This is a genomic window from Pseudomonas abyssi (assembly GCF_002307495.1).
GTDB classification, from domain to species: Bacteria; Pseudomonadota; Gammaproteobacteria; order Pseudomonadales; family Pseudomonadaceae; genus Halopseudomonas; species Halopseudomonas abyssi.
On the sequence record NZ_NTMR01000024.1, the window covers coordinates 1 to 22,257 of the forward strand.

Genomic DNA, 22,257 nt, shown 5'->3' on the forward strand with positions numbered 1-22,257 from the left:
ACCCTCACCTGCGTGCAAGCCTTCGCCGTCGACCGGTGGAGCCTTAAGCCTCGCGCGGTTTAACGTTTAGCACTCGTGCGCGAGGCCGCTAATCCATTGAAATATAAGAAAATATGAGATCGCCTCATCCGGGGTTATGCCGCGTATTAAAGTTAGTGCGATCTAATCACTGTTAGCCCACCACGAAACTAAAGGTGTATTTAAGGATAAAATACTAAATGCCATTATTTAGATCACTAGGGTTCAGTCAGCATCCCTTTTCAAAAACAAATGCAGACGAAGAGCCTGACTTGTCAAGCTACTTCGTTCCGCCACCGTACTTTGATGCTGTTGTTGGAGATTCATCGTCACCTTCTGCAAGTGTGGTTTTGGCACCAAGAGGGGCCGGGAAAACAGCACTACGTCGCATGGTAGAGGCACATGCAATAAATTCGCAGTTCCTAGCAGTGACTTATGATCGTTTCGAGTTTTCAGCAGGAGAAAGCATCGAAAGCATTAGCCTTCAATACCATCTAAGAAATATTATTACTAGAGTACTGATTTCATTCCTATCTTATTTATCAGAATATCCTGATGTATTAAAGGCGCTATCAAAAGAAGAGCGATCTCAACTAAGTGTTTTTGTATCCACCTACTTGGGTGATCTAACTGGTGACAGATTGCAGGAGCTTATGAATGAGCTGAAAAGCCTACCTGAAAAGTTCAAAAAATTTTGGTCTGAAAATGTAGGCTTTATGGAGTCGGTTGTTAACTTTGTTTTGAAAAGCTATGACCTGGAGCCGATTGACATGCCGGATGTCAAAATGGAAGAAAAGAGGCTCTCAGAAACATATAAGTACCAGTTAGAGATTCTCCTCTCGCTCGTTAAGAAGTTAAGATTTAAATCTATCTATATTTTGATAGATCGAACGGATGAAACCGAGAAAACAGGGAATAACCCTGAAGCAACTTATACGCTTGTTCAGCCATTGCTAAGGGATCTAGAGCTGCTTGGAATGAAAGGGTTTGGTTTCAAGTTTTTTCTTTGGGATAAAATTGAACCCTTTTACCGGAAGGATGCTAGGCCAGACCGCGTTGCTCAGTACAATCTGACATGGACGAGTAGATCACTGAAAACTGTTTTATCTAAAAGAATGGAGTCTTTTAGCGAGGGGAAGATTCAAAATATGCAATCCCTCATGTCTTCAACCGCTGCCATTAACATTGATGACGCTTTATGTTTGATGGCTCATAACTCGCCGCGAAACCTCATTAGAGCCTGTGAGAAAATATTTGCTGCCCAAGCAGAAAGAAATCCCGAATCAGCTAAAATTGACATCCAAGCCGTTGATTCTGGAGTCTTAATTTACTCTGAAATGCTATGCAAAGAATTATACGGAGAAGACTACATAAAAGATATTCAAAAGGTCGGGCGTGAACTGTTTACAACTAACTATATCGCCAACGATGTGTTAAAAATTTCAGGACAAGGCGCTAGAAATAAAATAACTGCGTGGTCTGACTCTGGCTTAGTCGCAAAAGTCGGGACGGTCGTTGTTCCTCCGGCAAAGAGACCTGTCAACTTTTATTGTGTAACAGATCCAGTTGCAGTAAGACTAATGCATCGAACTGTAAATCTTGAAAAGTTCATACAAGATAGATGGGTCCCTTGTGACCACTGCTTAATTGATAATCTAATTGATATTGATCTCTATCCAGAAGATAACGAGGCTGTATGTAGATCGTGTGGAAGAGAGTTGATTTAAAGAGGCTAACAAGCGCATGCACAGGAAGCCAACTACGCGCCGCCAATTGTGGTGCGCGTCGCGCACTGTGCCACAATTGGCTCTGCTCCGTTGTCTCCTGTGATGCGGGCGTTACAAAATTTCCAAACTACATTTTCTACGTTATCTCGCGCCTAGTTTACGACCATAAATAACTAGAACCTTCGGCCAGCAGTAAGAACGCGACCCAATGCACGGCCCCACCGGGTCCCCGTTTACGCGGGCGAGTAGCGCAGGGCTGACGGGAAAAGAGCCGTAGGATGTCTGAGGGGCGGAGCCCCGAGTTTTACGGCTCCCCGTCAGACCGAGCAACGCAGCGAACCCGAAGGGCCGCGTAGCCGGGGTGGCCTAGGGGGTGCAGGGGGAAATGGCCACGCATTTCCCCCTGCTCGCCGTAAAGGCGAAAGGGTGACGTGAAGAATCCGCGCAGCCGAACGGGACCGTGCGATAGCCGGACGCGGAGCGTCCGTACAGGCGTTCCCACGCAGAGCGCGGGAACGATCAACGACGCAACGTCGATCACCCACTCCGCCACGGCAACGCCGGTGCCGCCAACCGCTCCCCATCAAACCCCGCGACCTTGCCGAAGCGCGCAGATTCCGCCTGCCACTCCCGCGTTGCTTCAATGATGTATTCCCGGCTGTAACCGACAAAATTCCAGAACATCAGCACCTTCTCGGCTGGTGCGCCGCCGATGAGGATCAGGCGGCTGCCGGGGCTTAGGGTCAGGTGCAAAGTGGTGGGGCCTGGGTCCAGGGCGGCGAGTTCGTTTTCGGCGAAGCGTTCGCCGTCCAGGTCCAGTTCGCCTTCCATCACCAGCAGGCCGTGTTCAAAGGCGGGGTTAAGGGTCAGCTCGCAATCGCCGCCGCTTGGGCTGTGGATGTCCAGCCCAAGCAGGGGGCTGTAGACCTCGACCGGGGAGGTTTGGCCGGCAAACTCGCCGAACAGCAGGGTGAAGTCGATACCGTTTTGCTGCCAAGTGGGCAGGTCTGGGTAATGGGTGAAGGCGGGCTCTGCGTTTGCCATATTCGGTGGCAGGGCGATCCACAGTTGGGCGGCGTGCAGGCGGTCGGTGGCGTCGGTGGAGTCTTCGGTATGGCTGATGCCGCGGCCGGCGGTCATCAGGTTGACTTCGCCTGGGCGGATCAGTTGCTCGTTGCCAAGGCTGTCGCGGTGCAGCACGTCGCCTTCGATCATCCAGGTGAAGGTCTGCAGGCAAGTGTGCGGGTGCGCGCCGACGTGCATGCCGTCGCCGGAGTCAAAGCGGGCGGGGCCGGCGTGATCGAGGAAGCACCAGGCGCCGATCTGTCGGCGCTGGCGAGTAGGCAGTACGCGGTTGACCGGCAGGGTGCCGCCAATTTCGGCGCTGCGGGCGGTGATGCGTTGGGCGCTGACAGGGTGGCTGCTCATGACGGCTCCGGCTGCGAGTGGATTATTGCAGCCTACCCCAGTGTGTCGGTCGCGTCAGCCGTGGGCGGTAAACGGCAGCGTTGGGCCGGGCTTCACGATGGTGGAGAACGCTTTGCGGTTCTCCACCCTACGGCGACGGCAGTGCGGCGGCGGGGTTATACCCGCCGCCCTTCGACCGGGATCTTGTAGAACAGGCTGTAGATCACAGGCAGCACTACCAGGGTGAGGATGGTGGCAAAGCCCAGGCCGAACATGATCACCACGGCCATGCTCTGGAAGAAGGCGTCGGTGAGCAGCGGCGCCATGCCGAGGATGGTGGTCAGCGCGGCCATGGAGACCGGGCGTACCCGGCTGATGGCCGAGTCCACCAGGGCGCTATAGGCCTCTTTGCCGGAGTCGAGCTGCAGGCGAATTTCGTCCACCAGTACGATGCCGTTCTTGACCAGCATGCCGCTGAGGCTGAGGAAGCCCAGCAGCGCCATAAAGCCGAACGGGATGCCGGTGAGCAAAAAGCCCAGGGTCACACCGATCACCGCCAGCGGTACGGTCAGCCAGATGATGGCGGCGCGGCGCACCGAGTCGAACAGCAGCACGGTGATCAGGAACATCGCCAGGTAGCCCAGCGGCAGGCTGCCGAACACGGCCTTCTGGGCGTCGCGTGAGCTTTCGTACTCGCCGCCCCACTCCAGCTTGTAGCCGCGCGGCAGCTCGATGGCTTCGATCTGCGGGCGCACGCGGGCAAACAACTCGGCGGCGGTCTGGCCGCTGAGGATGCTCGGGTCAGCCTGTACGGTCAGGGTGCGCTTGCGGTCTTCGCGCAGGATCAGCGGGTCTTCCCAGTCGGTGACGAAGCCGTTGACCACCTGGGTGATCGGAATATAGGCGCTGCGCACACTGCTCCATACCAGCAGGTCATTCAGCGTGCCGGCGTCCAGCCGCTCGGACTCCGGGGTACGCGCGACAATCGGCAACATGTGCGTGCCGTCACGGTACAGGCCCACGTTCACGCCGCTGAAGTTCATCTTCAGCAGGGTGTCCAGGTCTCGCTTGTCCACGCCCAGTTCACGCGCCTGCGCTTCGGCAAACTGCGGGCGCACCAGCTTGGTCCGTTCACGCCAGTTGTGCAGCACGGCATCGGCCACCGGGTCGGCCTTGAGGATGGCGATGGCCTGGTCGCCCAGGGCACGCAGCACCTCGGGGTCGGGGCCGGTGAAGCGCGCTTCGATCTTGCTGTCGCTACCCGGGCCGAGCATCAGCTGCTTGAGTTTGACCTTGGCGGTCGGGTGCTGGGTCTTGAAGTATTCGTCCAGTTCGGTGATCAGCGGCACGATCTGGTCGCGCTGCTCGGTGCGCACCAGCAGCTGCGCGTAGTTGGCGTGAATACGCTCGGGGAAGTAGGTGAGGATAAAGCGCAGCGCGCCCTGACCGATGGTGGAGGTCACCTCGGTGACGCCCTCCTGCGCCAGCACGTACTGATCCATCTCGGCGACCACCTGCTCGGTGTAGCGGATGTCGCTGCCCTTGGGCAGCCAGACGTCGACAAAGAACATCGGCGTGTTGGACGGCGGGAAGAACGCCTGCCGCACCTGGCTGAAACCGGCGAGCGCGGCCACCAGCAGCACCGCCAGCATCACCAGCGTCAGCACCCGGTGGTGCAGCGCGTTGGCCAGCAGTTTGCGATACACCACAAAGACCACGCCGCGGTAGGGGTCTTGCGCTTCGGTCTGCTCGTCCTTGGCCGGCTGGTCGCGGAAGAACAGGCTGGCGAAGAAGGGCGTCAGGGTAATCGCGGTGACCCAGCTGAGGGTCAGCGAGATCATCAGCACCTGGAACAGCGACAGACAGAACTCGCCGGTGGAATCATCCGACAGGCCAATCGGCGCAAAGGCGATGATGGCGATGGCGGTGGCGCCGAGCAGCGGCAGCTTGGTCTGGCCGACGATGTCGCCCGCCGACTGCAACGTGGTCTGGCCGCGCTGGCGCCCCACCAGAATGCCTTCGACAATGACGATGGCGTTATCCACCAGCATCCCCAGCGCAATCACCAGGGCGCCGAGCGAAATACGCTGCAGCTCGATGCCGATGATCTGCATGAAGATAAAGGTGCCGAGCACCGTCAGCGCCAGCACCAGACCGATCAGCAGGCCGCTGCGCAGGCCCATGAAGATCAGCAGCACGACGATGACAATGGCGACCGAGGCGAGGAAGTTCCAGACAAAGCCGCTGACCGAGTTTTCCACCTCGGCGGACTGGTTGTAGAACATGGTCACCTGCATGCCGGCCGGGCGGTCCTGCTCCAGCTCGGCGAGGCGCGCGGCCACCGCGTTGCCGACATCCACCACGTTGACGTGGGCGGCGTAGGACACGCCCAGCCCCAGCGCCGGATTACCCTGGCTGCGATACAGGCTGGTGGGGGTTTCGGTAAAGCCGCGGGTAATGCGCGCTACATCTCCGAGATAGACCTGCTTGGAGCTGCCGGGCGGGCTGATGATCACCCGCTCCAGCTCACTGACATCCTGAAACTCGCCGGTCGGGTGCAGGCGAATGGACTCGCTGCCCACCAGCATGCGGCCGGCGTCCGACACTACGTTCTGACGGCTCAGCAGGTCATAGATGGCTTGCGGCGCAATGCCCAGTGCGGTCATGCGCGCGCGGGAGATTTCCAGGTGCACCTCTTCCTGCGGTACGCCGGCCAGATTGACCTTGCCGACCCCTTCGACCAGCACCAGCTCGCGGCGCAGGTAGTCGGCATAGTCGCGCAGTTCGCGGTAGTCGTAGCCGTCGCCGCTGATCATGAAGAAGGTGCCGAACACGTCGCCAAAATCATCCATGATCTGCGGCTCGCTCACGCCCGGCGGCAGGTTGGGGCGCAGGTCGTTGATGCGCCGGCGCATCTCGTCCCAGATCTGCGGCAACTGCTCGGCGCGGTATTGAGCCTGCACCTCGACCATGATCTGCGACAGGCCGGCGCTGCTGGTGGAGGTGATGGTATCGACGTAGGGCAGTTGCTGGATGGCGTTTTCCAGCGGGTAGGTCAGTTCCTCTTCCACCTGCTGCGGCGAGGCGCCGGGGTAGGGCGTGACCACCATCGCCATCTTCAGGGTAAAGGCCGGGTCTTCCAGCCGCCCAAGGTCGATAAAGGCAATCACGCCACCAATACCGAGCAGCAGCGCGACCAGCCAGCTGGTGACCCGGCGCTGGATAAAGTACGCGGCAATATTCATTACAGCCCCCGCTCGCGGACCCAGCGACGGACCTGCTGGTCTTCACTCAGCTCGTTGCCGCCGGCGGCGACAATCTGCTCGCCCGCCTCCAGTCCGCTGAGCACCTCGATGCCATCATGGGTCAGCTGGCCTACGGTCACATCGCGGGCGCTGACGCGCAGCTCGCCGTTCTGCTCGGTAACCACCCAGACCTGACGCACCTCGCTGCTCTCGCTGTCCGGGCTGAACACCGCCTCAACCGGCACCACCATCGGCACGCGGGTGTTGCGGGTAATACGGGCAAAATCGATGATCACGGTGGCACTCATGCCCGGCAGCAGCACCATGCCGTCGGGGATCGGCATGCTCAGGGTCACGTCATAGGCCAGCGTGGACGGGTCCGGCTGGCTGGCGTACTCCTTGTAGACGGCTTCAATCAGCGTGTCCTGCAGGTTTTCCAGTCGCACCCGCGCGACCAGATCCTCGGGCTGCAGATCGCGGCGCAGGTTGCTGAACAGGTTTTCCGGCACCTGAAACACCACGTCAATGCTGTCGCCGCTGTAGAGCGTGGCGATGGGCTGATTGGGTTGCACCACCTGGAACTGCTCGACGTGGGTACGCGCCACCACGCCGTCAAAGGGCGCGTTGATGCGCGTGTAGGCCAGCTCCTGACGAGCCAGATTGAGCGCGGCTTCCGCCGAATTGAACTGCGCCTTGCGCTGGTCGTACTCGGCCTGCGAGACCATCTGCCGCTCGACCAGCTGCTCCATGCGGGTCAGCTGGCTGCGGGTCAGGTCATAGTTGGCCTGGCGATCGCTCAGCTTGAGGCGGTAGTCGGTGTCGTCCAGTACGGCGATCAGATCCCCGCGTTTGACCTCCTGGCCTTCATGCACCTTGAGCGACTGCAGCTCGCCGCCCAGGCGGAACGACAGTTGGGCCTCCTCCGGTGCCTTCAGGCGGGCCGGAAACTCGCGAGTGCGCTCGGCGCCCGGGTCCGCCACGGAGAAGAGTTTGACCGGTCGCGGCTTGTCCGGTGCCGGCTCAGCCGGCTCGGAGCAACCGGACAACAAGGTGGTGAACACAATGGCCGAGAGACCTATGGCAATCCAGCGTGCAGCACGATCCATGGGTAACCTGCGAAGTAGTTGGCAATAAGGGGGCAAAAAAGAGTGCACGCATTATAAGGTCCAATGCGGCATAACGCCGGCCAATAACCTGCCGATTGCGCCATTTTCTCGTCTTTTATGGCCTGCGACCCCGCGCCGCAGAGCAGAGGCTTGCAGTTGCCCGGCTTTCAATCTATTTTTTTATATATTGTATTGACCTTAACTGTACTGCTGCGAGGTGACCATGCTCTTTCGTCAACTGTTCGATGCTGCTTCCTCTACCTATACCTACCTGCTGGCGGACCCGGCCAGCGGCGAGGCCCTGCTGATCGACCCGGTGTTCGAGCAGAGCACCCGCGACCTGTCGCTGCTGCGCGAGCTGGGCCTGACCCTCAAGTTGGTGGTCGACACCCACGCCCACGCCGACCACGTCACAGCCGCCTGGTTGCTGAAGCAGAAAACCGGCTGCCAGATTGCCTCGGCGGCGGTGATCAACGCCGAGCACGTCGACCTGCCGCTGCAACCCGGCCAGCGCTTCGGCGTTAGCGGCATCGAGCTGGAAGCCCGCGCCACGCCCGGCCACACCGACGGCTGCATGAGCTACGTGCTGAGTGATCAGTCGATGGTGTTCACCGGCGACGCCCTGCTGATTCGCGGCTGCGGGCGCAGCGACTTTCAGCAAGGCAACCCGCATACGCTCTACCATTCGGTGGTCGAGCAGCTGTTCAGCCTGCCCGACAGCTGTGCGGTGTATCCGGCCCACGACTACAACGGCCGCACCAGCAGCAGCATCGATGAAGAGCGGCGCTGCAACGCACGCTTGGGGGGCGACGCCAACGAGGCCGACTTTGTCGGTTACATGCAGGCGCTCAAGCTGCCGCACCCCAAGCGCATCGCGGAGGCGGTGCCGGCCAACCTGCGCAGCGGCTGCCCGCAGGACGGCCAGCTGCCGCCCGAGCCGGACTGGTCAAGCGACCTGCGCATGACCTACGCCGGTATTCCGGAGGTAGGCCCGCAATGGCTGATGGAGCACCGCGATGCGGTCACCCTGCTGGATGTGCGCGAGCCGGGCGAGTGGCAGAACGAGCCGCTGCCGGCGCAGCTGGATAGCGTGGTGCAGATCCCGATCGGCAGCCTGGCCGACCGCGTTGCGGAGGTGCCGCAGGGCAAGCCGGTGGTCGCGCTCTGTCGCTCGGGCAAGCGTTCGTCGCTGGCCACCGGCATCCTGCGCGGAGCGGGCTTTGAGCAGGTGGCCAGCCTGCACGGTGGGGTGCTGCCACTGGCGCAGCATTAATCAGTGCTTCCTTAAATCTGCTGCTTTGCTGGTGCACGCACCTGGGCGTTGCACCAGCCCTGTGCATTTGCCGTGCATTTTGCGGTTATCGATGCGCTGCTGCTGGCCGCATGACAGCAGGAACGCTAGAATTTCGCCGATTTCTTGAACAGATGGCCAGCTTTTTGCTGTATCAGGAACCATCGGCCGCCGTCCAAGGACGCGGCACGGTCGCCAACAAGATCATATCCAGGAGAAGTTACATGAGTCTGAAACGCACGCTTGCCCTCGCCGCAGCGCTGACCCTGCCATTGCAGGCCGTGGCTGCCGACGATCCGCTGAAAGTCGGCTTTGTCTACGTGGGCCCCATCGGGGACCACGGCTGGAGCTACCAGCATGACCAGGGCCGCAAGGAGCTGGAAGCCCACTTTGGCGACAAGGTCCAGACCACCTACGTTGAAAACGTCAACGAAGGCGCCGACGCCGAGCGTACCATCCGCCGTCTGGCCCAGGCCGGCAACGATGTCATCTTCACCACGTCCTTCGGCTTCATGAACGCCACCGAGCGCGTGGCTGCCGACTACCCGGACAAGACCTTCCTGCACGCCACCGGCTACAAGCAGGCCGAGAACCTGGGCACCTACCTGTCGGTGACCTATGAAGGCCGCTACGTCACCGGTACTGCTGCCGGTCTGGTCACCGAGAGCAACGTGCTGGGCTACATCGCCTCCTTCCCGATTCCGGAAGTCATCCGCGACATCAACGCCACCTACCTGGGCGCCAAAGCCGTTAACCCGGACATCGAGCTGAAAGTTGTGTGGGTCAACACCTGGTTTGACCCGGCCAAGGAAGCCGACGCCGCCAACACCCTGATGGACCAAGGCGCTGACGTCATCATCCAGCACACCGACAGCCCGGCTCCGCTGCTGGCTGCGCAAAAGCGCGGCGTCTGGGGCGTGGGTCAGGCGTCTGACATGAGCCACTTTGCGCCTGAAGCCCACCTGCTGTCAGTGGTGAACCACTGGGGCCCGTACTACATCGACACCGTACAGGCCGTGATGGATGGCAACTGGGAGTCGGCTGACTACTGGGGCGGCATCAGCGATGACGTTATCCAGATCAAGGAAATCAACGCCAAGCTGACCGACGAGCAACGCGCCAAAGTTGAAGGCGTCATCACCGCCATCAAGAGCGGCGAGTTTCATCCCTTCACTGGCCCGATCAAGGACCAGAGCGGCACCGAACGCGTAGCCGAAGGCGCCAGCATGACCCGCGAAGAGCTTGCCACCATGGACTGGTACGTCGAAGGCATGACCGCGACCATTCCGAAGTAAGCCTGCCCCGCACCGCCCGCCAACGGCGGGTGCTGCAAGACAGCACCAAAGCCCGCGCCAGCACACGGCGCGGGCTTTTTTGTGGGCGGCCTAAGTAGGGCGGCCTAAGCCAAAGGCGTGGCCGCGCTCTGCACCCGCAAAGGTCGAGTTCCCGCTCGACCAGCAAACCGCCGTGCAACCCCGTGGCCGAGTCAAGCCTCGGCCCTCCCAGCCCCAAAAACAACAAACCCGGCACAGTAGCCGGGTTTGTCTAACACCGCTGAGACGTTACTTCTTGGCTTCAGCAAAGTTTGCCTGAATGCGCTGCAGCAGGTAGTCGGCCGCCGAGATCGGCGGGTATTTGCCGGCCGGAGTCTCGATCATCACTTCTTTATTGGCTTGGCAGAAGAACGCCATGCTGTAACGCGGGCCACGGTACTCGCCCGGCTTGGGCATGCGCACGCGGTGCAGGGTGGACTTGAGCTGATCGTCGCTCCAGCGCATCAGCATGTCACCAATGTTGCAGGTGATGATGTCGTCACGCGGAATTACGCTGCTCCACTCGCGGTTGTCACCGGCGCCTTCTGCGTCTTTACCGGGGCTGACCTGCAGGCCGCCCTGACCTTCCTTCTGAAACACCATGGTCAGGCAGTCAAAGTCGGTGTGCGCACCGGCGCGCCAGAGGCTTTCGTCCAGGTCTTCTTCCGGCATCGGCAGGTAGTGCAGCAGGCGCAGGGTGCTCTGGTAATCAGGCAGGCTGCGGTCGTGGGCTTTGGTGAAAAAGTCGCGGGCAAAACCCAGACGCTCGGCAAAGCAGGACAGCACGTCCATGCCCAGACGCCAGGCGCGGTATTCAAAATCCAGCATGATGCGCTGGAACTCCGGCACCACGGTCTGGTTGGGCCACAGGTCATCCATGTGCGGCAGGGTGATCTGGTAGGACTCTTTCTGGTCAGCCGTGCGGGTCGAAGGGCGCACCTGCGACATGAACTCCCAACCGGCGTTCAGACCTTTCTTCAGCGGGAAGCGGGCTTTTTCGTCGTTGGACAGGGCAAAGAAGGCTTCAGACAGGGCAAAGGCGCTCTGCACCAGCTTGACGTCCAGACCGTGGTTGACCAGCTGAAAGAAGCCGACTTCGGTCGCGGCGCTCCACAGTTGATCAGTGATCTCGCTGCGACGGTTCTCAAAGTCGGTCAGGTCGATCAGCGGAATCTCGCGCACGGTTTCCTTGCCCATGCCGCCGAAGGTGGTTTCCAGCTGCAGTTCTTTCAGGCCGTATTCAGGGGTTGTTGCGGTTGTCATGTTGAATCTCCGAGTAGTCCCATTGGGGCAAATGGTGCGGAGAATGACGCGGGCGGGGAGTCGGAAAGAGGCTGTGGTCAGTCAGTCCGGCGTCCACCGCGCGATGCGCATTGTCCGCTAACTGAGCAATGACCTGGGGTGTTGCCCCCTGACAGCTTCTACTCACGTTGCCGAGGATAATCCTCAGGCACAAATACTCAAGCAGTTATTGCGCCAACTTGAGCAAACCCGACGAACGCGCCGGCTGACGCGGCGTAGCGCAAATCGCTGGTCTGCCGATGACCTGCCTGGCTGCACCGCGATCGCGCAAAAGCTGACCATTCGCACCGGATTTGATCATTTCAGTCACCTTGCCCAAGGCGCACGCCTGATGAATCGGTGCCTGCACGGACGCTGACGGGTTGGTCAAAAAATTGCACTCTTTACCGCAGCACCGCATGCTGCGGTCACATCAACACAACGCAACAGAGTAGAAGCGGTCAGGGGCGTGAGGCATTGATCCGTGCTTCCCCAGCTCCAGGACATTGCTCTTTGGCAGCAACAGAGGAGCAGTACCTGCATGGCGTACCTGATCAAGAACGCACAAGCCGTCTTTTCCCCCACCGCCGCAGACGCGACCGATATCCGCATCAGCGACGGCAAGATCACCGAACTCGGGCGCAATCTTGCGCCGGCCGCCGACGAAACCCTGATCGATGCCCGTGGCTGCGTGGCCTGGCCCGGTCTGGTCAACACTCACCACCATCTGGCCCAGTCGATCATGAAGGGCGTGCCCGGCGGCCTGAACCAGAACCTCAACGACTGGCTGGGCTCGGTACCCTACCGCTACTGGCCCAAGGTCACTCCGGAGCTGATGTACCACGCCGCGCGTCTGGGCCTGTATGAACTGCTGCGCTCGGGCGGCACTACCTGCGCCGATCACCACTACCTGTATCACGCCACCACCAGCCCCGAGCTGGAGGATGCCGTCTGGCGCGCTGCGGACGAACTCGGCATGCGCCTGGTACTGTGCCGCGGCAGCGCTACCTCAGTCGGCAGCCACCACGGCATGCTCGAACACGGCATCTCCCCGGAAACCATCGGCCAGATCATTGAACGCCTGGATGCCAGCCGCGTGCGTTATCACCAGGACGGCGGCGACGCCATGCGCAAACTGGTGGTCGCGCCGACCAGCCTGATTCACTCCAGCGACCCGGATGGCCTGCGCGAACAAGCCGCCTACGCCCGCGAGTTCAAGCTGGGCATGCACTCGCACCTGCTGGAAGTGGATTTTGACGAGGTCGCCTCGCTGAAAAAGTACGGCAAGCGCGCCGTGGACTACGCCGGTGATTGCGGATGGCTGGGCGATGACGTCTGGTTTGCCCACCTGGTGCATTGCGACGACTACATCATCGACCGCCTCGCCAGCACCGGCACCGGCATCGCCCACTGCCCCACCTCCAACTGCCGCCTGGGCAGCGGCATCGCCCCGGCGATCAAAATGGAACAGGCCGGCATGTCGATCACCCTGGGTGTGGACGGCTCCGCCTCGGCCGAATCCGGCTCCATGCTGCAGGAGCTGAACCTGGCCTGGCTGATCCACCGCGCCGTCCACGGCCCGGACGCCACCACCCTGGAGAAGGTACTCGGCTGGGGCAGCCGCAACGGCGCCGAGCTGCTTGGCCTGCACGATGTCGGCGAGATCAAGGTCGGCATGGCCGCCGATCTGGTGCTGTTCGATATCAACCAGCCGCGCTTTGCCGGCGTGCACAGCCCGCTCACCGCCCCGCTGATGTGTGGCGAACCGGCCAGCGTGAAATACAGCTTTATCCAGGGCCGCCCGGCGGTGGATAACGGCGATATCTGTGGGCTGGATGAAGCCGAGCTGACAGCGCGGGTACAGGAGTCGGTGGCGCAGTTGATTCGGAGCTGATTCTGGGAGGGCCGGGTTTTAACTCGGCCAGCGCGTTGGCTTGCTTCACTAAAGCAATAGGCACCCAGCATCTATTCGCTTCGATGTCGCGACGCTCGGGCCACGGCATGCCGTGGCCGCACGACCTGCACCACTGCACCATTGGCTGGCTCGCTACGCCGCCTTCTAGCTCGCCTTTCGCCTTCCCGGCGAGCCAAGGGGGGCTGCTTGCCCAGCCCCCCAAAGGGAAGCGCTAACCCATTTCACACACCCTCTGCGAGTGTTCAAGCATGCAGATGCAAGGCGCGATGTGCAGTCAATAGTGGTTCTATTGGCAAGCAGCGCAACGCTGTCAGATGCATGCTTGAGCGCTCGCCCTGCGGGGCGGTCAGGCCGGTCCGAACTCTGCGTTGTGATTTCTCGACAGGTCCCGGCATGCCTTCGAAACCACGCCTTGATTGCGAACCGGCCTGAGCGCCAGAGGGTATGTGAAATGGATTAGCGCTTCCCTGAATCCCCCGGGGCACCCGACTACGCGGCCCTGCGGGTTCGCTGCGTTGCTCGGGCTAGCGGGGGTCGGCAGAACTCGTCGCTGCGCTCCTCAAACATGCTGCCGCCCTATCTCCCGCCAGCCCTGCGCTACTCGCCGGCGTAAACGGGACTCGAGTCCGTGCATGCGCCACGTTCGCTTTTGCACGGCAAGGCCACGCTACTTGAGCGAGCCTTTAACCGTATTCAGGGTTGGCAAACGCGCAGTGCGGTAGCAATATCAAATCACCGCACTTCTCGCGGCCCCATTGGGAGGCATGGATGCTACAGAGACTCGACACATTTCACCTCGAATACCCAACAGCGCCATCACCTGTGCGCAAGCCGACACCGTCGACCAACGGAACATTAAGCCTCGTGCGGCTTAACGTTCCGCACTCGCGGCAGAGCGCTGCTAACTCATTGATATACAATAAAATACTAGACCGCTCTAGTCCGGCGCTATGCCGCGCCTTAAAGTTAGCGCGATCTAATCACTGTTATTTGCGCGATAGCGAGCGAGACCCCATATCAGCATAGTGCAAACCGCACAGAATGCTGTATATCCAAACAGTATATTGGCTGCAGCTGATATGAGCACAAAGTCTAGGAAATGAAATTGACAGACCTCCGCCTAACATCAAACCTTAAGACCAAGTGGTTGCCGGGAAGCACCGAGTGCTGTACCGGACAACCACTTGGTCTTAAGGCAGAGAAGAGGCCATCAATTGCTCATCCCCCTCGCTCGCTATTCGGCAAGCTGTTGGCGTATCCATTTGCTGTGGCAAATGTCAGTGCAACGCCATCAGCAAATAACAAGTCGCCAAGTCACACACTCGCGCAAGCGCGACTGGTGCTTGGCTTCACACGTTATGTGCTCAATAAGATAGGAGTCTGATTTTGGACTTAAGCCCGAAATTCAAAAGCGAAAAATTTCAGTGCCCACACTGCCAAGTTGCCTCGCAACAGGCTTGGTTTGATTTGAATAGCTCTAGTGGCGCTGCGAACAAAATTCTGAACCACGTTTTCTATGACTACAGAACGCATATTCAAGATTATAAACAAGAAGCTATTGCTCACTTTATAGCGCAGGTAGAGGTTGCAAATAAAAGGCATATGTCTGAATTTGTTCCTAAAGGATTTTCTGTAGCTACCTGTTCATCATGTGGCGATATATCTCTTTGGGTAAATCAAGAGATTGTCTACCCGAAACAGACAAGTGTGGCTCCGCCAAATGAAGACATGGAGCAGGAGATACAAAATCTTTATCTAGAAGCATCAACTATTGTTGTTGATTCTCCAAAAGGCGCTACAGCTTTACTGCGTTTAGCTCTGCAACTACTTCTTAAACAGCTAGGCAAGTCGGGCAAGAACATCAACAATGATATTAAAGAACTCGTCGCTGATGGATTGAGTCCAAAAATTCAGAAAGCACTAGACCTTCTACGTGTTGTTGGCAATAACGCGGTTCATCCAGGCCAGATAGACCTTGAAGATGGTCGTGATATAGCTCTGAAACTCTTTCATGTGCTTAATTTCATCGCCGACGAAATGATTTCAAAGCCTAAAGAGCTTGATCTTTTGTATTCGGACGTTGTGCCAGAGGAAACTCAGCAGCATATTAATGAGCGAGACGGGAAGTAAGGACTTATACCAGAGCTGCACATAACAAGCGCATGTTGCCGGACTGGTTTTCCGCTTCGCTCCAAACCAGCCGCAAATGCGTGCGTAATGCGGAAACAGCACCGAAGGAATTAGCACCCATAAAATGCCCAAGCTGTGCTTTACCGCCAAAATACATGACCAATGCACGGACCCCAGGTCCCCGTTTACGCGGGCGAGTAGCGCAGGGCTGGCGGGAAATAGGACGGCAGCATGTCTGAGGCTCGAAGAGCCGAGTTCTGCCGGCCCCCGTTAGCCCGAGCAACGCAGCGAACCCGAAGGGCCGCGTAGCCGGTGTGGCCTTTCTTTTGGTTACTTTTCTTTGGCCACGCAAAGAAAAGTGACTCGCCGTCAGGGCGAAAGGCTGATCGGAACGACCCTCCGCCGCACCTGAAGAACACAAAGCGTGGGAACCATCAACAGGTCACGCCGGTGCAGGTGCGACCACGGGCACTGCACGCAGTGCCCCTACGGGTGCATGGACGCCGGTCCGCGCAGACTCGTGTCTATTTCCCCAACACCAGCTCCCTTGCCAACGCATTGTGCTCTTCGATAATCAGCGGCAGTTCCCGCGTCAGCAGCACGCCGTCTTCAACCACCTGCCGGCCATTGATGATGCTGTGGGCGACGCGTTGCGGGGTGCAGAAGACGAGGGCGGCGATGGGGTCGATGAGGGCGCCGGCCATGGCGATGTCGTCGGTGCGGAAGGCGATGATGTCGGCGCAGTAGCCGGGCTGGATACGCCCCAGCACATCGCTGCGGCCGAGCACGTCTGCGCCGCCGCGGGTGGCGATGTAGAGGGCTTCGCGGGCGCTCATGGCGGTCGGGTTTTCATCGCGTACGCGGGCCGAGAGCATGGCCTGGCGGGCTTCGTCGAGCAGGTTGTTGGTGTCGTTGGAGGCGCTGCCGTCCACGCCCAGGCCGACCTTGACCCCGGCGTCGCGCATCTTGCGGATCGGGGCGATGCCGGAGGCCAGGCGCATGTTGGAGCAGGGGCAATGGGCGACGCCGGTGCCGGTGCGGGCAAACAGGGCGATGCCCGGGTCGTCCAGATGCACGCAGTGGGCGTGCCAGACGTCATGTCCGACCCAGCCGACGGATTCGGTGTATTCGGTCGGGGTCATGCCGTAGCGCTCCTTGCTGAAGGCAAGGTCCTTGGCGTTTTCGGCGGTGTGGGTGTGCAGGCCAACGCCGTAGGAGCGCGCCAGTGCAGCACCTTCACGCATCAGGTCGGTGGTGACGGTAAAGGGTGAGCAGGGGCCGAGGGCGACCTTGATCATGGCGTCGGGCGTGGCCTCGTGCAGCTCTTCCACCACGCGCTGCATCTCCTTGAGGATGGCCTCTTCATCCTGCTCGACCAGTGCATCCGGCGGCAGCCCGCCCTTGCTCTGGCCCAGACTCATGGCGCCACGCACGGCGTGAAAACGCATGCCCATTTCCTGCGCGGCCTGCACGCTGTCGTCCAGCCGGGTGCCGTTGACGTAGAGGTAGGCGTGATCGGCGGCGGTGGTGCAGCCCGACAGCATCAGCTCGGCCATCGCAGTGCGGGTGGCAGCGCGCTGCATGGCCGGGGTGATGTTCTGCCAAACCGGGAACAGCGCGGTCAGCCAGTCGAACAGCTCGGCATCCTGCGCAGCGGGCAGGGCGCGGGTCAGCGACTGGAACATGTGATGGTGGGTGTTGATCAGGCCCGGAATCAGCACGTGGCCGGTCATGTCGATGACCTTATCAGCGGTTGCTGGCAGCTCGCTGGCGGGGCCGACCGCTTCAACGCGGTTGCCGCGAATGAACACGGAGCCATTGGCAATTTCGCGTTGCTCGTCATCCATGGTGGCGATGACCAGCGCGTTCTTGAGCAGCAGGGTGGGCGTCATAAGATTCCTCGGTATTCGTTATGTTGACCAGAAGGACAAACTTTCTCCTGCCGCGCGGCATGCAATTGTGGGGCCGCCGCAAAACCGCGCAGATTGGGTGCCTTGGCATTCATTTCAGCACAGCATCAGTGCATTCGCCGGCCAAACTGGCGCGTAATCGCGCACCCACCCCCATGCCAGAGCGCTTGGCACAGCCCTTGCTTTTTCAATTCCTGCTTACTTGGTCAGGTTATGAGTCGTGTCGTCCTGTTGCAGGTGCGAGGACTAAACCACAGGCGCTCCGGCGCGCGCTGGAGCTTCACTCGCAACAGGAGACACTGATGACAACGGACTCAATACCGGTAATCGACTTTTCACCCTTTATCGACGGCGACGCAGCGGCCCGCGCCGAGGTAGCGCGGCAGATGCGTCAGGCCAGCAGCGATTGGGGCTTTTTCTATCTGTCTGGCTGCGGCATGCCAGCCGCGCAGCTGGCCGAGGCTTTCGCCGCCTCCAAGGCCTTCTTCGCCCTGCCCGACGACGACAAACAGGCCATCGCCTGGCAGAGCGCCGAGAGCAATCGCGGCTACGTGGGTGTGCGTCGCGAACGGCTGGACGCGAGCAAACCCGGTGATCTGAAAGAAGCGTTCAACCTCGCACCCGAGCAGCCGGGTGGCCCGCTCAACCTGTGGCCTGCGGCGCAACCTGCTTTCCGGCCTGAGATGGAAGCCTTTATGGCCGAGTGCATCGCTACCGCCGACCGGGTGCTGGAAGCCTTTGCCGTGGCACTGGATCAGCCGGACGATTTTTTCGTCACCGCCCACAACCACCATCACCACACCCTGCGCCTGCTGCATTACCCGCCGCTGCCAGAGGGCTTCAGCCCGCAAGGCGGCGAGAACCGCGCGGGCGAGCATACCGATTACGGCAGCATCACCCTGCTGTTTCAGGATGACGCGGGCGGACTGGAAGTGCGCACCCGCGCCGGTGAATGGCTGGCCGCGACGCCGATCCCCGGCACCGTGGTGGTCAACACCGGTGACCTGATGCACCGCTGGACCAACCACGTGTTCTGCTCAACCCCGCACCGGGTGAACGTGCCGCCGCAGGCGCAGCACCGCGATCGCTATTCCATCGCCTTCTTCTGTCATCCGAACAAGGATGCCGAGATCGCCTGCATCGACACCTGCGCCAGCGCCGACAACCCCGCGCGCTACGCCCCGATTTCTGCTGGCGACCACCTGCTGCAACGCCTCAACGCGACTTACTGAGTTCACCATCAAGGAGTTGTAACCATGCAATTGAAGTCATTGAAACTGACCGGTCTGGCCCTGGCGCTGGGCTTCAGCGCCGCCACTACCAGCGCCGCCGACCTGATCCCGGTGACCGTCACCACCACCTGGTATGCACAGGCCGAACACGGTGGGCTGTATGCCGCCAAGGCCGCCGGTATCTACGAGAAGCACGGCCTGGATGTGACCATCGACATGGGCGGCCCGCAGGTCAACAACGTGCAACTGCTGATGGGCGGCAAGACCGATTTCAGCATGGGCTATGCGCTGCAGTCGCTGAATGCGGTTAAAGAAGATATCCCGCTGGTGACCGTGGCGGCGTGGTTCCAGAAGGACCCGCAGTCGCTGGTAGTGCATGAGGGCGCCGGTAACGACAGTCTGGAAGATCTGGCCGGCAAGGGAATCCGTATTCCGACCGCCGGGCGCGTGGCCTACTGGCCGTGGATGAAGGCGCAGTACGGATTCTCCGATGAGCAGCTGCGCCCGTATGACTACAGCTTTGGCCCGTTCATCGCCGATCAGCAAGCGATCCAGCAAGGCTACGTGACCAACGACGGATATTTTCTGGCCAAGGAGAACGTAGCGGCCAAGAGTCTGCTGCTGGCCGACTACGGCTGGGATGCCTATGCCTGTACGCTGGATACCACCGCCGAGATGCTGGAAAAGAACCCGGACGTGGTTAAGGCCATGGTTGAAGCCACCGCCGAAGGCTGGGCAGCCTACTTCGCCGACCCGGCACCGGCCAACGCGCTGATCAAAGAGGCCAACCCGGAAATGGCCGATGAGCTGCTGGCCTACAGCACCGCCAAGATGCAGGAAGAAGGCATTCTGCTGTCGGGCGATGCGGCCAACGGCCAATACGGCATCATGACCACCGCGCGCTGGAAAGGCTTCTTCGAGGATATGGTCGCAGCCGGCACCCTGCCCGCCGACCTGGACTGGCAGAAGGCGTTTGACCTGACCTTTGTTAAAGCAATGTACGGCGCGGAGTAAGTAAAGCAGGGAGCCGCTTGCGGCTCCCTGCTTCCATCAACTGGCAAACGCCAGCAAGGCTTCAGCAACCGCCGCCGTCTGCACTACCTGCGGTACATGCCCACAGGGCAGGCTGACGACCTGCGCGCCCGGCACCAGCGCCTGCATCTTGCGCTGCGCGGCGAGCACCACGGAGCGGTCCTCTGTGGCCTCTACATACAGCCGTGGCAGACGGCCAAAGCGCTCGGCGGTCCAGTTGGCGACCAACGCTCGGGTGCCTTCGGGTTGGCTACAGAAGCGTTGCGCTGCGGCCATGGCCTGGTCGCGCGGCAGATCCTGCAGGAAGATTTCGCATACCGCCTCCGGCGGCACTGTCGAGGATTGGCGATCCTCCGCCCAGTGTAGATGGGGCCAGATGCCGACGGCTTCCGGATGGTTCTGTATCAACTCGGTGGTCAGCTCGGCAAAGCCGAGGCCGGAGGGCAGCATCATGCCCGCCAGATAGGCCACGCCCGCCACGCGCTCGGCGAGCATCTCCGCCGCTTGAGTGACGATCACGCCGCCGCCGGAATGACCGACCAGCAGCAACGGGCCTTCAATCTCGGCGCAGGCGGCGGCGATATGCGCCATGCAGCCGGCCATGCTGATGTCTTCGGCTGCGGCTGGATGCTGCGGGTTGCCCGGCATGTCGAGCGCCAGCACCCGGTGGCCAGCGGCTTCGAGTTCCGGTTTGAGGGCATCCCATACCCAGCTGCCGGCCCAAGCGCCGTGGATCAATACAAAGGTCGGCTTGTTCTCTGGCTCAGGCATAGGTCCTCCGGTACATCTCCTGCAGATGCGCCTCGACCGTGGTTACCGGATAACGCGGCGCATCGCCCAGCTGCAGGCAGACCGGCAGGCAGCGCACTTCATGGTCGGGGTTGCCGCTGTAGAAGAAGGGCACCGAGTAGCGCTCCGCGCCGGAGGTGTTGACCACCCGATGCAACGTCGAGCGATAGCGATCATTGGTCCAGCGGGCAATCATGTCGCCGAGGTTGACCACGAAGGTGCCGGGGATCGGGTTGGCGTCAATCCAGCGCTCGCCCGCGGCATCCCAGACCTGCAGGCCGGGCTTGTCGTCGAGCAGTAGCACGGTGATGCCGCCAAAGTCGGTGTGCGCGCCGCAGCCCTTTTCACCGGGCTGTGGGTTGCCGGGTTGAGGCGGGTAGTGCAGCAGGCGCAGGGTACACAGCGGCGACTCGCAAAAATCGGCAAAGAAGTCCTCCGGCAGGTTCAGCGACAACGCCAGCGCGGCCATGATCCGGGCGCTGAGTTCGGTCATTGCGGCGTAATACTGCTCCATCGCCGGGCGGAAGGCCGAGACGCTCTGCGGCCACTGGTTGGGTCCGGTGTTGAAGCGGCTGAGGGCGCGGGGGTCATCGGCGGCCACCTCCTCGCCGATATAAAAGCCTTCCTTCAAGTCCGGCGGCGCACCGGCCTCCAGCGTCTGGCCGCGCAACGGCTCGTAGCCCCGGTTGGCCTTGGACTGGGCCTTGTCGACCGCCAGCTTGTCGGCCATCCGCAGCTCAAAGAACTGCTTTGATGCGCTGAATACCTGCTCGATCAACGTTGGCTCGATGCCATGGCCGCTGACGTAGAAAAACCCGCTGTGCTCGCAGGCGTCGCGCAGGGTCGCGGCCATTGCCACCTTGGCCTGTGCGCTGCCGCCCGACATCGGGCTGATATCGATTACCGGCAGATTGGCAGTCGCTGCACCATACTGCTCTGTCATTTCGTTCTCCTGGGGGATGGAAAATCAACTTGTCCATCTGGTCAGGTATTCATATTGCATGCCAAGGCGTACAGCACGGCTAAACCGACTTTGTAAATCAGGCTTTCAGGAGCACGCTTTTATGTCCGCATCACGTATTACCATCGTCGTCGATTCGCGCTACGGCACCACCCTTACCCTGGCCAAAGCCATCGCCGAAGGCGCTGCCAACGAGGGTGCCGAGGTGCGCCTGTGCCGGGTTGCGCTGTCCGAGCCCGAGTTCAGCGTGGACACCGAGCGCGCTGATTTCATTGCCGCGCAAACCGAATACCGGTCGTTACCGCAGGCCCGCATGGCGGACCTGGAATGGGCCGGCGGCATCATCTGGGGCTCGCCGACCCGCTACGGGCTGATGAGCACCCCGCTGCGCGCCTTTATCGACGAGGTCGCGCCACTGTGGCGCCAGGGCGCGCTGATCGGCAAGGTGGGCGCGGCCTTCACCTCCACCGGCGGCATGCACTCGGGCAACGAGATGACCCTGCTCAACCTGCTGCTGCCGTTCCTGCAGCACGGCATGATCCTCGCGGGCGTACCGCACAGCGTGCCGGAGCTGGTGCACACCCGCAGCGGCGGCTCGCCCTACGGCGCCTCGGCGGTCACCGGCTTCAATGGCACCCTCGGCGTGGATGACGGCGAGCAGGCGATTGCTCGCGCCCTAGGCGCGCGCGTTGCGCGTCTGGCGGGGCAGGTGATCCCTGAGCCGGCATCGGTCGATCTGGCTGCCGGACAATCGCACTAAGCCTGCAGCGGCGACCCAATGCGGTGCGAAAACAGCGCCGCAGCGGGCCTAGCGCTACAAAGCTGTGCAGCAGGTCAGTTTTTACCGGCCATGCGGACTTGCCTGCACCGCGGCGTGCGCTTATAAACACCTCAGGTTTT

General features: G+C 60.8%; 16 protein-coding genes. 8 read left to right on the forward strand and 8 right to left on the reverse strand.

Going from position 1 to position 22,257, the window contains the following annotated elements:
- Positions 1–218: 218 nt before the first annotated feature.
- Complete coding sequence (locus tag CNQ84_RS16140; protein WP_133065910.1) at positions 219–1,745, forward strand: anti-phage protein; 1,527 nt, start codon at positions 219–221, stop codon at positions 1,743–1,745.
- Between the two features lie 537 nt (positions 1,746–2,282).
- On the opposite strand, the gene CNQ84_RS16145 is transcribed toward CNQ84_RS16140, so the two are convergent.
- From CNQ84_RS16145 to CNQ84_RS16155, 3 genes are all read right to left on the reverse strand, one after another.
- Positions 2,283–3,173 carry a pirin family protein gene (locus CNQ84_RS16145; RefSeq protein ID WP_096005868.1) on the reverse strand — a complete coding sequence of 297 codons (891 nt, stop codon included), beginning with the start codon at positions 3,171–3,173 and terminating at the stop codon, positions 2,283–2,285.
- A gap of 155 nt (positions 3,174–3,328) precedes the next feature.
- Complete coding sequence (locus CNQ84_RS16150) at positions 3,329–6,397, reverse strand: efflux RND transporter permease subunit (RefSeq protein ID WP_096005869.1); 3,069 nt, start codon at positions 6,395–6,397, stop codon at positions 3,329–3,331.
- A complete protein-coding gene (locus tag CNQ84_RS16155) occupies positions 6,397–7,503 on the reverse strand; it encodes an efflux RND transporter periplasmic adaptor subunit (protein ID WP_096005870.1) in 1,107 nt (368 codons plus the stop codon). The genes CNQ84_RS16150 and CNQ84_RS16155 overlap by 1 nt, the downstream gene beginning before the upstream one ends.
- 223 nt (positions 7,504–7,726) lie before the next feature.
- Between CNQ84_RS16155 and CNQ84_RS16160 the strand changes: the two genes are divergently transcribed.
- Positions 7,727–8,776 (forward strand): MBL fold metallo-hydrolase, encoded by a 1,050-nt coding sequence (locus tag CNQ84_RS16160; RefSeq protein ID WP_096005871.1) that lies wholly within the window; start codon positions 7,727–7,729, stop codon positions 8,774–8,776.
- Here CNQ84_RS16160 and CNQ84_RS20415 read toward each other — a convergent pair whose 3' ends face one another.
- Positions 8,777–8,959, reverse strand: coding sequence for a hypothetical protein (locus tag CNQ84_RS20415; RefSeq protein ID WP_133065911.1), 183 nt, complete (start codon positions 8,957–8,959; stop codon positions 8,777–8,779).
- 41 nt (positions 8,960–9,000) lie between these two features.
- Between CNQ84_RS20415 and CNQ84_RS16165 the strand changes: the two genes are divergently transcribed.
- Complete coding sequence (locus CNQ84_RS16165) at positions 9,001–10,089, forward strand: BMP family ABC transporter substrate-binding protein (RefSeq protein ID WP_425222276.1); 1,089 nt, start codon at positions 9,001–9,003, stop codon at positions 10,087–10,089.
- Positions 10,090–10,356: 267 nt separating this feature from the next.
- Here CNQ84_RS16165 and CNQ84_RS16170 read toward each other — a convergent pair whose 3' ends face one another.
- Entirely contained in the window at positions 10,357–11,370 is a 1,014-nt protein-coding gene (locus CNQ84_RS16170) for an isopenicillin N synthase family dioxygenase (protein ID WP_096005873.1), read from the reverse strand.
- A 559-nt stretch (positions 11,371–11,929) separates the two neighbouring features.
- On the opposite strand from CNQ84_RS16170, the gene CNQ84_RS16180 reads away from it, so the two are divergent.
- Together CNQ84_RS16180 and CNQ84_RS16185 are read left to right on the forward strand one after the other, a co-directional pair.
- Positions 11,930–13,282 carry an amidohydrolase family protein gene (locus CNQ84_RS16180; RefSeq protein WP_096005875.1) on the forward strand — a complete coding sequence of 451 codons (1,353 nt, stop codon included), beginning with the start codon at positions 11,930–11,932 and terminating at the stop codon, positions 13,280–13,282.
- A 1,407-nt stretch (positions 13,283–14,689) separates the two neighbouring features.
- The gene (locus tag CNQ84_RS16185; protein WP_096005876.1) at positions 14,690–15,433 is read left to right on the forward strand and encodes a DUF4145 domain-containing protein; all 744 of its coding nucleotides are present in this window, start codon (positions 14,690–14,692) and stop codon (positions 15,431–15,433) included.
- 524 nt (positions 15,434–15,957) lie between these two features.
- On the opposite strand, the gene CNQ84_RS16190 is transcribed toward CNQ84_RS16185, so the two are convergent.
- Positions 15,958–17,325 carry an 8-oxoguanine deaminase gene (locus CNQ84_RS16190; protein ID WP_096005877.1) on the reverse strand — a complete coding sequence of 456 codons (1,368 nt, stop codon included), beginning with the start codon at positions 17,323–17,325 and terminating at the stop codon, positions 15,958–15,960.
- Between the two features lie 320 nt (positions 17,326–17,645).
- Here CNQ84_RS16190 and CNQ84_RS16195 point away from each other — a divergent pair, with 320 nt between their 5' ends.
- Together CNQ84_RS16195 and CNQ84_RS16200 are read left to right on the forward strand one after the other, a co-directional pair.
- Positions 17,646–18,575, forward strand: coding sequence for an isopenicillin N synthase family dioxygenase (locus CNQ84_RS16195; protein WP_096005878.1), 930 nt, complete (start codon positions 17,646–17,648; stop codon positions 18,573–18,575).
- 24 nt (positions 18,576–18,599) lie between these two features.
- Entirely contained in the window at positions 18,600–19,589 is a 990-nt protein-coding gene (locus CNQ84_RS16200) for an ABC transporter substrate-binding protein (RefSeq protein WP_096005879.1), read from the forward strand.
- 36 nt (positions 19,590–19,625) lie between these two features.
- Here the strand turns inward: CNQ84_RS16200 and CNQ84_RS16205 are convergent, their stop codons facing one another.
- A complete protein-coding gene (locus tag CNQ84_RS16205; RefSeq protein ID WP_096005880.1) occupies positions 19,626–20,378 on the reverse strand; it encodes an alpha/beta fold hydrolase in 753 nt (250 codons plus the stop codon).
- The gene (locus CNQ84_RS16210; RefSeq protein WP_096005881.1) at positions 20,371–21,339 is read right to left on the reverse strand and encodes an isopenicillin N synthase family dioxygenase; all 969 of its coding nucleotides are present in this window, start codon (positions 21,337–21,339) and stop codon (positions 20,371–20,373) included. The genes CNQ84_RS16205 and CNQ84_RS16210 overlap by 8 nt, the downstream gene beginning before the upstream one ends.
- Positions 21,340–21,460: 121 nt before the next feature.
- Here CNQ84_RS16210 and wrbA point away from each other — a divergent pair, with 121 nt between their 5' ends.
- Positions 21,461–22,117 carry an NAD(P)H:quinone oxidoreductase gene (gene wrbA / locus CNQ84_RS16215; protein WP_096005882.1) on the forward strand — a complete coding sequence of 219 codons (657 nt, stop codon included), beginning with the start codon at positions 21,461–21,463 and terminating at the stop codon, positions 22,115–22,117.
- The last annotated feature ends 140 nt before the right edge of the window (positions 22,118–22,257 follow it).

Excerpts from the sequence above, each read along its gene's own strand:
- CNQ84_RS16210 (WP_096005881.1), bottom strand. The coding sequence starts at position 21,339 with ATGACAGAGCAGTATGGTGCAGCGACTGCCAATCTGCCGGTAATCGAT.
- CNQ84_RS16205 (WP_096005880.1), bottom strand. The coding sequence starts at position 20,378 with ATGCCTGAGCCAGAGAACAAGCCGACCTTTGTATTGATCCACGGCGCT.
- CNQ84_RS16145 (WP_096005868.1), bottom strand. The coding sequence starts at position 3,173 with ATGAGCAGCCACCCTGTCAGCGCCCAACGCATCACCGCCCGCAGCGCC.
- CNQ84_RS16170 (WP_096005873.1), bottom strand. The coding sequence starts at position 11,370 with ATGACAACCGCAACAACCCCTGAATACGGCCTGAAAGAACTGCAGCTG.
- CNQ84_RS16180 (WP_096005875.1), top strand. The coding sequence starts at position 11,930 with ATGGCGTACCTGATCAAGAACGCACAAGCCGTCTTTTCCCCCACCGCC.
- CNQ84_RS20415 (WP_133065911.1), bottom strand. The coding sequence starts at position 8,959 with ATGGTTCCTGATACAGCAAAAAGCTGGCCATCTGTTCAAGAAATCGGC.
- CNQ84_RS16200 (WP_096005879.1), top strand. The coding sequence starts at position 18,600 with ATGCAATTGAAGTCATTGAAACTGACCGGTCTGGCCCTGGCGCTGGGC.
- CNQ84_RS16160 (WP_096005871.1), top strand. The coding sequence starts at position 7,727 with ATGCTCTTTCGTCAACTGTTCGATGCTGCTTCCTCTACCTATACCTAC.
- CNQ84_RS16150 (WP_096005869.1), bottom strand. The coding sequence starts at position 6,397 with ATGAATATTGCCGCGTACTTTATCCAGCGCCGGGTCACCAGCTGGCTG.
- CNQ84_RS16190 (WP_096005877.1), bottom strand. The coding sequence starts at position 17,325 with ATGACGCCCACCCTGCTGCTCAAGAACGCGCTGGTCATCGCCACCATG.
- CNQ84_RS16155 (WP_096005870.1), bottom strand. The coding sequence starts at position 7,503 with ATGGATCGTGCTGCACGCTGGATTGCCATAGGTCTCTCGGCCATTGTG.
- CNQ84_RS16140 (WP_133065910.1), top strand. The coding sequence starts at position 219 with ATGCCATTATTTAGATCACTAGGGTTCAGTCAGCATCCCTTTTCAAAA.
- wrbA (WP_096005882.1), top strand. The coding sequence starts at position 21,461 with ATGTCCGCATCACGTATTACCATCGTCGTCGATTCGCGCTACGGCACC.
- CNQ84_RS16195 (WP_096005878.1), top strand. The coding sequence starts at position 17,646 with ATGACAACGGACTCAATACCGGTAATCGACTTTTCACCCTTTATCGAC.